The following is a 10,223-nucleotide window of genomic DNA, read 5'->3' as shown; positions in this document are numbered from 1 at the left end:
CAAGAATAATTAATATCGGGAAGTTGTTTCGTGCTTATTCCTAAGTAATTTAACTATGGCATTAATGGGGATAGAAAAATGAATTTAAATAAATCACCATCTTTATCATTTATACATATTTCACAGTGGTTTACTATCACAATTTTAATATGCCTAATTAGTTTCACGCCCTCCCTTTCCCAAGCTACAACGGTAGCTCAATGTGAGATTAAGCTAGCCCAACTCTCAGACCAAACCAAGCAAGCAGACTATTCCGGGAAGCATGCAAGCAATAAAAGATATGGTCTGCTGCCAAAGCTGGATAACGCAAAACGAAAACTCCAAAAAACAAAATTTATAGATGCCATTAAGCAAATCTACGATTATAAGCGTAAGGTAAATAGCCTCCTTGCAGAAGGCAAACTTGATTTAAGCAACCTACCTGAGCCTGATCTCCTAGGCAAAGCCGACAATTTGATAGCTTGTATCGAAGATATTAATAATATCAACCATGCCCCCATAGCAGATGCCGGACCTGACCAAACCGTTGCTCCTGATGCGACAGTAATTCTGGACGGTAGTAACTCATACGACCAGGATGGAGAGTTACTCTATTTTTTGTGGAGCCTGGTAACAACACCAACAGATAGTACCGCTGAATTAGACGATACTTCCGCGATGATGCGATCATTCCAGGCCGACAAATCAGGGGAGTATGTCGCAGAACTCATTGTAAATGACGGTGAAGTGGACAGCCTAGCCAATAGCGTAAAGATCACCACAGAAAATACCCGACCTGTTGCGCATGCAGGGGCTGATCAATCGAAATTCATAGCTGATGCGGTCATATTGGATGGTAGTGCATCTACTGATGTAGATGGCGACCTGATAAGTTTCCAGTGGAGTTTTAGCTTGGTGCCCGAAGGCAGTAATGCAATGCTTTCAGATATAACTGCCATTATGCCTACCTTTGTCATAGACGTAGCTGGCACCTACACACTGCAATTAGTCGTAAATGACGGCACAGAAGATAGCGAAATTGATACTGTGCAGGTTAATACCCTCAATACGCCTCCCATTGCAAATGCAGGTCCGGATCAAACAGTCTTTGTTGGGGACTCCGTACAGCTTGATGGCAGTAACTCATCAGATGCAGACCTTGATATGCTGACATACTTATGGAACATGACAGCTAAACCACTTGATTCAGCCGCGAACCTGGATAATGCAAGCATAGTTAACCCCAGTTTTATTGTTGATGCCCCTGGCTTTTATACCATATCACTGGTGGTCAACGATGGTAGTGAGGACAGTAATGTAGATATCATACTGGTAGTAACAGAAAACTCCAGACCGGTAGCAGATGCAGGTATTGATCAAACAGGCTTTGTCGGCGATACAATCACACTGGATGGAGGCAATTCCAGCGACGTGGATAATGACCACTTAATTTACACATGATCAATGATTACACGCCCAGAAAATAGCCTGGCAACTATTGACGATCCAACAGAAGCACTCACCAGTTTTATTCCAGATGAAGCTGGTCTGTATGTCGCACAGCTTATTGTGCATGATGCAAGTCTGAGCAGTAACCCAGATACCTCAAAAATCACCATCGAAATTCTGGTTGTCAACCACAATCCACAATCCACAATCCACAAATTACTTCAGGCCCGATAATGACAACCGCCATAAATACTCTTTATAGCTATGATGTTCAAGCTGAAGATGTAGATGGTGATACATTGGTTTATGACCTAACGAACAAGGTTAGATTGTGATCGTTTTAGGGGTGAAGCTGTTTTTCTCCGCGATAGCGGCTTCGTCCAACAAGTGTTATAAGAGGACTTACATCTGTGACTATTAACGATATTTTCATGGTTAACTAAAAATAGAGTTATATAAAGACAGTTGCTTTTCATTGAAATGAACTTTTGAGTCCACTTTAGGTAAAGACAAGCCTCGCTGTTTTAATTCCGCAAGAATATCAGAAAACCATAATCCTGTGAGCTCTTCAAGATTACGATGAGTTACATTGCCTGCCGAATAGTCACTCAATATTTCATCAAGTTGCTTATCAGTTAATAGTTGTTTGTCATTACTTTGAGAGGGTGTCAAATAAGCTGCGATTTTTCCATTTTTGGTTATTGCAATGCTTCCAGCACTTACCGAACTCATTAGATGACCAAATTTATTTTTTGCTTCTGTTGCTGAAATTGTTCTCATAATTACACAAATAGTTAAATTGGCTAATTTAACTATAATTTCATTTCCAATAAAGGTCAACTGCTCTGCTCTGAATATTCCAACACACTTTCAGAGGCGCTTGCAATCTAGTATATTATTTTCCGTCAATGACCTAATCCGCAAGCTAATCACTTTTCTTTAAACTGGCTTTCACATCAGCAATAGTGATAAACAGTTTATTGGGCATATCGTTAAAAGGCACAAAGCCAAATTTCTCATAAAACTGTTTAGCACCAGCTTTTGCATCCACAATGACAAGAGGAAAAGCAACCGTGTTACTGGCGGATAGCAGCTTTTTTAGTGCATCAATCAACAACCACTCGCCAAAACCCTGTTTAGCATACTTTTTATCGACTGCTAAGCGAGCAATTAGTCCGCCTGACTGTGCATTTTTATGTTTTTTCTGCAGTTTTTGAGGTAATAAACTCAGATCAAGAGTCGTCATTGTTAGCGTGTAATAGCCAATAATAGACTCAGGATTTTGCATGTCTTCTAGCACAAACGTTCGTGTATTATCCTTGTCCGATTGCTGGCTTGCCATGAGGCATAAATGGTTGTTGAGTGCGTCAACACCACAATCAAAAAGATTCCGCTTATGTTTTTTCTTATCCAGCGGTACTGTAATCACGATTGTGTTTTGTTGTTATAGCGTTGTGCTGCTTGTTGTAAACGTGAATGGGCCTTAGGGACAGCATCAAGGGCGTCAACGAGTAGCATACTGTCTTTTTGACTAAGCTTTAAAGTATGCTCGCGCTCAATAATACCTTTAGCTTTTTCAATCGCGGCATTAAGAACAAACGAACTAATACTAGAAATACCTGATAGAGCAGCAGCTTCAGACAATAACTCTTGCGTATCAGGATCAACTCTGGCTGTAATTCGGGGAGAGGGACTTATCATAATGAATTCCTTTTATGTGCCAAAGTGGCACACTCTGCAATGATATCTCATATATTAACTTAAAACAATAACGAATGAATCGTTAACGGTGCGATTCCTTGTTAAACTCAGAATTTGAAATACTCATAATAATTTTTGACGTTCGTGTATGAGCATGACAGCAAAAAATAACCAGAAAAATATTAAAAATTAAAAATTAAAAATTAAAAACTGTATTATGCTCAGGGTTAACCAGTGTACACCAATTAAAACGGTTAATGCTGCCAGGATATCCCCCATACGTACATAGACTATCGCGAACAATTCGCTGTTATTCTTCGCGGCCTGACCGAAGCTGATGCTATACCAGTTCAGATTCATTGTGTGCATGGTAAAGATCGAACCGGCCTAGCTGCCGCTCCTGTTCTTCAAGCTTTGGGGGTTCCCAGGCGTATCATCCTCGAAGACTATCTACTGAGTAATACCTTTTGGGAATCAGAAACCAACCGATTATCACTCCTGGCAACGATTGCATCGCTGTTCAGAACGCCACGTGAAGAAGTTCGCAGCCTAATGGAGGCTCGCCCTGAGTACCTGAACGCCGCATTCGAGGCAGCTGATAAAAAAAGTACGGTTCCCTTGATAACTACCTTCGAGAGGGACTGAACGATGCGAGCATTACAACGCTACGTAATGCTTTGTTGGAATAAAAGAAATCACAAAATTTTAACAGGCAGAAAAGCCAAACGTCTCATGCTTATTAACTTGCGTCGGTCGTTGGGGTTATCATCTCTATTGTTTTAGAATAGGAATTGCCAAAAATTAGCCACTGTATTCCCTTTCATTTTTTGGCGGGCTTCAGTCCGTACTGTGAGCTCCATCAACAATATATGTGACTGATATAAGAGTTGTTTGGTCTGTGTAGCTAGTCATCAACCCAAGGGAAAAGTCCAACATAGACCTTTTTTAATACCCTCGGCATCAGTCCAATCACCATACTCCGTTTCGTCCACTTTTTTCCCAACAAAGGGCTTGAATCAACGACAGCAAATGTATGACAATCACTGGTCGCTCTTCCTCCATTTATACCCTAAATGTTAATCAGTTTGTTAGTTTTTCCAGCTTCAGCAAAATATTTTCCATCTGTAGATGGATTGTCTCTATTATAAATTAATTACGTGATATTTTTAACTGGAAATAAATGACGCTGATGGGTGGGAAATTATGGATGCTGATTGAACTAGTACGTAGTTTACTAAAAAATCTCAAAATTCGAGCTAAAACCCTGCCAAGAACTTTTTTAATTATTTACGCTGAGTAGCGAATCAGGTCGTTCTACGGTCGCTAATCATAGAGTAACAAAATTAGTTGCTTACAAATTTGTTATTCAAGAGTTAGCGTATTACTGCCATTGGTGATGAATTAAAGGTCTTACTTGATGAATAACATTGAAGTCTTTATCGTTATGCAGGAGTAATAAGTCATTCTCTATCGCACAAGAGCAATACAGCAATCGATGGGGCTACGTACTGTCAATCCTTGACGACGCAAATCATAACAAATACGAGCAGCAGATTGCCATGTATCGTTTGTTGCTTCAATATAGGTTTGGTTTTCAAGATAACTACTCAGTAATAACCATTCTTTGTTATCACGACAACCTTGTAAAAGCTCTAACTGATTAAATCGTGTTAAAACAGCTTCACGCTCATCTAGCCAAATTTGTATGCGTTTAGCTTCAGTTCCCTTTTTATCTTTAAAAATACGGATCCAAACTGAGGTATCAATCAAAATCCTGGCGGATTACTCGATCTTCCTTGTGATTAAAATCTTCCCTGAATTCTATTTGACCTGCAAGTTTGAATAAATCTTTCTTTTTACGTTTTGTAACTAATTCTTGTAACGCTAAATCAACTAATTCACGTTTAGTTCGAATTCCCGTTAAGCTAATTGCTTCATTTATTAAATCATCATCTATAACAATATTGGTACGCATAAGTTTATCTCCAGCTGTGTATTTTGATACACATCATACACTTAAGAAGTTAGCTTTTATCTAGGGTGCAAAAAGAAAGATTTTTTTCTTTATTTTTTCCTACTGAAAGAGACCTGTTTTTTAGGCAAGAGATAAGTATAGGAGGGGCGCCTGCCTAAAGCACTCTTCAGCGATAGTTGTTCGTTGGAATTAATAAGAAAACTATACCTAATACAAATAACAACTGTAGTAATTTTATAACATCAGCAGAGTACAAGACGCATTGGGTGTAGTGGTAGTGTAGTAGGTGTTGTGCGGGCAAGACCTGCAAGTGATTGAATTTAATCTATAATCTATTTGTTGGTGTGATTCATAACCCTGAGGTCGCAGGTCCGATCCCCACTATCGCCACCATCTTAACTTATTGATAGTTATGATAAAACAGCCTACTTCCATCGGTTGAATACTTTAAACTCAAAGCGCACTACGTTACAAACTACGAAAGTTAATCTCGTAATATTACTAGTGTTTGTTTAAAACATTATCGAGGGCTAAGCAATGTCTTATATCCGCACATTAGCAAACGGCAAATATCGCGCCGAGGTCAGTAAATATTACACTTCTATTCAATCTAAAACTTTCTCAACACAAAACAACATCTATTGGCGGTTAATTGTAGGCAGAGCAACAAGATCTGCCAGAATTTTCTCTCAGATGCCGAAAATGTTCTGTTTTTTTGCGATCTGCTTCATAGTGAAATTGTGCCACTGAAAGGTGGTGCCACTTCAAGCTGACCTGTTACCCCCATCCATAAAGTGCCGTGCTGGATAGATAAAAAACCAGCACCACTAGAATATGGCAGAAATCATTACTTTTCAGTCATTGCCGATTTGCGTAATTGTCCTATTTTTTCACTGTAGTCACGGTATTCATTCGAGTTAGTCGGTGAATAATTCAGGTTTTTAAAAAATCCTGTTAATTTTGTAAAATAATCACGTACCGCATCTTTATCCGTAAAATGATAACTAGTGTCCACTAGCTTTACGATCCTGTTTAGACTTTCTTGCTGCCTTTCTAAAGGAACTGCAACATCAACTGGATCAAAAGCATCTTGCTGTAAATAGACCATATCCAGAAATAGGGCTTGCTGATAAATAACAAAGTCTTCTGTACTAACACCTTCTTCACCAGTGACCTGAATCATTTGTGAAATAGAATCGCCCTTCTTTAACAGCTCTAATAAATTCTGTACGTTATCTACCCAGGATTGTGATAAATGCTCGGTAAACCACGGCTGCAATTGCCCTAAATAACGTGACCAGGATAATAGTGGATCTACAGCCGGATAAAAACGTTTATAGGCTCTATCAGCACTTAAGCCCAAAAAGGTTTTTACTGTACCTAAAGTTGATTGCGTGACGGGTTCTTCAAAGTTCCCCCTCGCTGGTGATACAGTACCAATCATCGTTAAACTGCCTTCACTTTGATCCGCTGTTTTGATAACGCCAGCACGTTCATAGATTCCTTTAATTGCAGAATCCAGATAAGCAGGGAATGCTTCTTCGCCAGGAATTTCTTCCAGGCGACCCGAGGTTTCCCGCATTGCCTGTGCCCAGCGCGAGGTTGAATCGGCAATAATCAAGACATTCAAACCCATTTGCCGGTAATACTCGCCTAGTGTAATCCCTGTATATATGGAGGCTTCTCGTGCTGCAACGGGCATCGATGAAGTATTGCAAATAATCACCGTCCGATCCATTAAAGTTTTGCCATTAACATCTTTTAATTTTGGAAATTCAGTGATTGTTTCTACAACCTCTCCCGCTCTCTCTCCACAAGCAACAACGATAACGATATCAACATCAGAATTACGCGAAATCAAATTCTGTAATACAGTTTTCCTGCGCCAAAAGGGCCTGGAATACATCCCATCCCACCTTTTGCAATAGGAAAGAAGCTATCAATTAGACGCAAATGAGTAATCAACGGCTCATGTGGGTACAAACGTGCTGCTATGTTTTGCTTTAGTAAATTTTGTGGAAGAGGCTTACGCACCGGCCAGCGTTGTTTTAGGTATATATCAATTTCTTTGCCCGATTCCAGCTTAATTTTTGCTACTGGTTCATTAACTGTTACAACGCTTTCTTGAATCCAGGTAATAGTGCCTTTTCCCTGAATATCAAAAGGCACCATAATTTTGTGCGTAAACCCTCTTTCCTGTACGGTACCGATAACCGAGTTTGCGCGTAATACCGTACCAGTTTGAACAATCGGTGTGAACGCCCATTTAGCATTTTCATCTAAAGCTGGAAAACTAACTCCTCTAGGTAAAAAATAACCAAACTCACTAGACAATTTATCTAGAGGGTTTTGTAATCCATCATAAACCTGCCCTAGTAAACCCGGACCTAATTCTACTGAAAGCATTTCAGAACTTTGCTCAACTAGATCACCAACCGCCACACCAGTAGTACTCTCGTAGACCTGGGCATCCGCTACCGAACCATTGATACGCAATATCTCCGCCTTTAAACGCTCCTGGTGCTTAGTACTACCAGCGGGCAAAATATAGATGACTTCATTCTTTGTCAAGGGATGCGGGTTGCCATCAAGTGTTTCGATAGATACCAGACTTTCCTGAATGGATACAACTCGTGCTGTTGCCTTTACAGTGTTATTCATTTAATTCCCATCAGTTACACTTAGTAGAGCGGACTTTAGTCCGCTATGATTAATTTAGAGTTGCGGACTAAAGAGACTGTAAAAGTATCTGCTTTTAGCCTCCCCCCTTGAGAACGGGGGGATTGAGGGGGGATCGTATAAAAATATATGTCATTGATATTGTCTGATTAGTTTTTATATCAAACCTCCCCTAACCCCTCCTTAACTAAGGAGGGGTTAGGGGAGTCGCTATTTTTGCGAAAGCTTGTTTTGGGCATCCCAGCCCAAGCAAGCAGCAAAAACTTAACGCGACCACTTATGCCTCCGGCGGCCCCGATTCGTCCTCGTCACCTCGTCCCGACCCAACAAGGGGTCGGAACATAGGCTCCAAATGACTTGACGCCGTGTCGGATGGCCTTTTATTTTGTCTCCACCTTCGCTAACGCTCAGACTCCGACAAAACAACGGCCCTACGGCTATCGCGGACTAAAAATCATCACTTCGCTTAGGCTACGTTTCCCTGATTTTCAGCGTATGACGGTAAAGATTGGTATGACTTGACGCCGTGTCGGATGGCCTTTTATTTTGCCTCCACCTTCGCTAACGCTCAGACTCCGACAAAACAACGGCCCTACGGCTATCGCGGACTAAAAATCATCACTTCGCTTAGGCTACGTTTCCCTGATTTTCAGCGTGTGCATGCCCTATTCTTTCATAATGCTGCCAGCTTAGATTTAACAGTAGTTTTTCTAATTCAACACTCTGCTCAGTTTCAAATAGAGTATTTGCCTGCTTAATCCAGCCAAAGCGATGACTTAAAGAAAAATCATCAATTTGCCAGTTTTTACGAATAAAAGGAACGACCTGTCCGTAGCCCCAGCGCTCATTTCTGGAAGGCGCATCCATGCCTAGTTTTCGCCGACGAATAGCTGTCATAATCGTGCGCAATTCCATGCGCCATATAATCGTTTCTCGCAGCAAAGGGTTGTCAATAGAGTTAATAACTCTTTCTGCTTTGGCCGCAATTTTAGCATCACTATTATTTTCATTGTCCATTCTGGCCCAATGCAAGACACTGACTATTTCCTCAAGTTGCTGGCGTTCGCTATCCTGCAATAAAGATAATCGTCGCTCCAGATGTATCTTTGAAGCGGGTTTGTTTTTAAGGTCCCATAAAGAGAGTGGGTGTGGTTGCAGACTAGCCATTAGCATTGCGTAATCCATCTGTTGCTGTTTCACTTTACTATGCCTTGCAATAAGGTTCTAAAGCGAGGTTGCAGATGCTCTAATAACAAAGCGGAAAGTGCTTCATCAGTAAAATCAATCACCATATCATCATCTTTTAGGCGCACGGATATGCCACCACTAACATCATCCGCGACCTGAATGGACACACCTTTACGTAACATATCAGCTGCGATAGCGACGGTATAATGTGTTAAAGTCCCCACCTTTAATTCATCCGGGTTATTTTTTAGCTCTTCCACACCCACAGGATTGTTGGGTATAAAAATACCGATTTTATCCTCACCATCTAGATCCAATTGTTCACGTGCCTTACCTGCTAATTGTAAAATAATCTTTTCCAGAAAAGCAGGCTGATCCATTTTTTGTCCGACAACACGCTTTACTTCATTACTGAAATTGCCTAATAAAGTGTCACGTAGTTTCAATAAAGCATCTCTGGTCGCTAATTTTAAAGCGTCTTCACCCGAGCTACGTAACGCATCACTTTTCTTTTTCGCTGCAGTAATTAATTGCTGCGCTTCAAGTTCTGCTTCTTCAACAATCCACTCAGCACGTTTTTGAGCATCAAGAACTATGCTTTCCGCTTTTTCCTTCCCCGCTTCTACGCCCTGATCTCTTAGACGCTGAATTAAATTTTCTACACCTTATGATGCCTGACCATATGCCGAATCATATAAAACTCCAAATTTTCAATTATTGATGCCGTTTAAATAAGTTAGCAAGGGTCATAGGATCTGAAAACCCACTTGCAGATACCACACTATCCTGACCATCACTTTTTGCTTTATGTAAAGCTTGTTCAGCTTTCTCAATCAGGTTAGTCTCAACGTTAGCTGGCTTTAGCTGAACTCCGTTAACAGGATTATAAGTTGAACAACCGATAGAAATAGTCACAGAAACCAAGCCATCTGGTGTACTGACACCTAATACTTTCACAGCATATCTAATTCGCTGCGCAATTTCAATACCTTGCCCTTGTTCAATATTAGCCAGTAATGCAATAAACTTTTCCCCAGTATATCGAACTAAGACATCATTATTACGCAACTGCTCCCGAATAACAGCAGAAGCTAATATTATAACCTGATCACCCACATGATATCCATAATGATCATTTATATTTTTTAATTCATCAATATCCAGAAAAAAACAGCTTAATGGTTCAGTGCTACGCTGAGCTCTAGCGATTTCTTCACCTAGGCGCTGTTCCAGAAAATGACGATTATTCACA

At 40.5% G+C, this 10,223-nt stretch carries 10 protein-coding genes and 2 pseudogenes; 3 read left to right on the top strand and 9 right to left on the bottom strand.

The window, feature by feature from the left end; all coding sequences use genetic code 11:
* Positions 1–78: 78 nt before the first annotated feature.
* Positions 79–1,440 (top strand): PKD domain-containing protein, encoded by a 1,362-nt coding sequence (locus CDZ78_RS16915; RefSeq protein ID WP_087871042.1) that lies wholly within the window; start codon positions 79–81, stop codon positions 1,438–1,440.
* A gap of 3 nt (positions 1,441–1,443) precedes the next feature.
* A complete protein-coding gene (locus CDZ78_RS16910; RefSeq protein ID WP_087871041.1) occupies positions 1,444–1,662 on the top strand; it encodes a hypothetical protein in 219 nt (72 codons plus the stop codon).
* Positions 1,663–1,863: 201 nt separating this feature from the next.
* Here the strand turns inward: CDZ78_RS16910 and CDZ78_RS16905 are convergent, their stop codons facing one another.
* From CDZ78_RS16905 to CDZ78_RS16895, 3 genes are all read right to left on the bottom strand, one after another.
* The gene (locus CDZ78_RS16905; RefSeq protein ID WP_087871040.1) at positions 1,864–2,268 is read right to left on the bottom strand and encodes a type II toxin-antitoxin system Phd/YefM family antitoxin; all 405 of its coding nucleotides are present in this window, start codon (positions 2,266–2,268) and stop codon (positions 1,864–1,866) included.
* Between the two features lie 85 nt (positions 2,269–2,353).
* On the bottom strand, positions 2,354–2,860 hold the full coding sequence (locus tag CDZ78_RS16900) for a GNAT family N-acetyltransferase (RefSeq protein WP_167374368.1): 507 nt from the start codon (positions 2,858–2,860) through the stop codon (positions 2,354–2,356).
* Positions 2,854–3,129, bottom strand: coding sequence for a type II toxin-antitoxin system TacA family antitoxin (locus CDZ78_RS16895; protein ID WP_087871038.1), 276 nt, complete (start codon positions 3,127–3,129; stop codon positions 2,854–2,856). The genes CDZ78_RS16900 and CDZ78_RS16895 overlap by 7 nt, the downstream gene beginning before the upstream one ends.
* Before the next feature lie 270 nt (positions 3,130–3,399).
* Here CDZ78_RS16895 and CDZ78_RS24380 point away from each other — a divergent pair, with 270 nt between their 5' ends.
* Complete coding sequence (locus CDZ78_RS24380; protein ID WP_087871037.1) at positions 3,400–3,774, top strand: tyrosine-protein phosphatase; 375 nt, start codon at positions 3,400–3,402, stop codon at positions 3,772–3,774.
* Positions 3,775–4,510: 736 nt separating this feature from the next.
* Here the strand turns inward: CDZ78_RS24380 and vapC are convergent.
* The 6 genes and pseudogenes from vapC to CDZ78_RS16860 all read right to left on the bottom strand — a co-directional run.
* Positions 4,511–4,902, bottom strand: a pseudogene (vapC, locus tag CDZ78_RS16885) (type II toxin-antitoxin system VapC family toxin).
* Positions 4,892–5,104 carry a type II toxin-antitoxin system VapB family antitoxin gene (locus tag CDZ78_RS16880; protein ID WP_087871036.1) on the bottom strand — a complete coding sequence of 71 codons (213 nt, stop codon included), beginning with the start codon at positions 5,102–5,104 and terminating at the stop codon, positions 4,892–4,894. Before CDZ78_RS16880 ends, vapC begins: the two are co-directional and overlap by 11 nt.
* 847 nt (positions 5,105–5,951) lie before the next feature.
* A pseudogene (locus tag CDZ78_RS16875) lies at positions 5,952–7,765 on the bottom strand (V-type ATP synthase subunit A).
* A gap of 645 nt (positions 7,766–8,410) precedes the next feature.
* Positions 8,411–8,983: a hypothetical protein gene (locus CDZ78_RS16870; protein WP_087871035.1), complete on the bottom strand. Its 573-nt coding sequence runs from the start codon at positions 8,981–8,983 to the stop codon at positions 8,411–8,413.
* Positions 8,980–9,417, bottom strand: coding sequence for a hypothetical protein (locus CDZ78_RS16865; protein ID WP_230991078.1), 438 nt, complete (start codon positions 9,415–9,417; stop codon positions 8,980–8,982). Before CDZ78_RS16865 ends, CDZ78_RS16870 begins: the two co-directional genes overlap by 4 nt.
* A gap of 268 nt (positions 9,418–9,685) precedes the next feature.
* Positions 9,686–10,223, bottom strand: a 538-nt coding sequence (locus CDZ78_RS16860) for a GGDEF domain-containing protein (protein ID WP_140414148.1), incomplete at its 5' end; no start/stop codon positions are given.

Origin of the sequence: Bathymodiolus platifrons methanotrophic gill symbiont (assembly GCF_002189065.1) — a bacterium.
Classification (GTDB): domain Bacteria; phylum Pseudomonadota; class Gammaproteobacteria; order Methylococcales; family Methylomonadaceae; genus Methyloprofundus.
Note: the sequence above shows the minus strand (reverse complement) of the source record. Positions and strands in the feature narration are given on the sequence as shown.